General features: G+C 70.5%; 1 protein-coding gene. It reads right to left on the bottom strand.

Annotated features, from left to right (window positions below; genetic code table 11):
• Positions 1-604: type I restriction enzyme subunit R domain-containing protein (locus tag IF55_RS40250; protein WP_048833135.1), on the bottom strand; the 604-nt coding region annotated here is incomplete at both ends.

Below are 604 nucleotides of genomic sequence, written 5' to 3'. Positions count from 1 at the left end.
GTATCCGGCCAGCGCCTTGTTCAGATGGCCGAAGACGCCGTAGTAGTCGACGACGTAGCCGATCTCCTTGCCCGGGTGCGGCCGGTTGACGCGGGCGACGGCCTGGAGCAGTTCGGCGCCGCGGATCGGGCGGTCCAGGTAGAGGACCTGCTCTCGGGGGGCGTCGAAGCCGGTGAGCAGCATCGACTTCACGATCAGCATCGCGATGGGGCTGTCGGGGTGCACCGGGTCGGGCACGATCCCGCGCGGGGACGCAGGGGGCTCTGTGACGGCGTGGGACCAGGGATGGTCCGCGTTCCGGTCGGCCGCCTCTGCTTCAAGGGTCGGGGCCGGCGGAGTCACCGCAGTCGTCGGGGTCCACACTGAGTCGGGGGGCAGCAGTGGGAACGCCTTCTGGAAGCGTGCGATGTACGCCTCCTGCCGCCTGGAGTCGGTCCACTCCGCCCACTGGCCGTGCTTGCTGCCGGTGCTCGGCGAGATGACGGGCACGAAGTCGACACGGCGCAGCAGGGCCCGGAACTGGTGGGCCTGGTGGAGATAGCGCAGCCGGCCCTCCAGCTTCTCCGGCGGAGTGCCGGCGACCGACTCGGGGTCGTAGCCGTCC

The organism is Streptomyces varsoviensis, from assembly GCF_000718635.1.
GTDB classification, from domain to species: Bacteria; Actinomycetota; Actinomycetes; order Streptomycetales; family Streptomycetaceae; genus Streptomyces; species Streptomyces varsoviensis.
The sequence above is the reverse complement of the archived record's forward strand: the minus strand, read 5'-3'. Positions and strand labels throughout refer to the sequence as shown.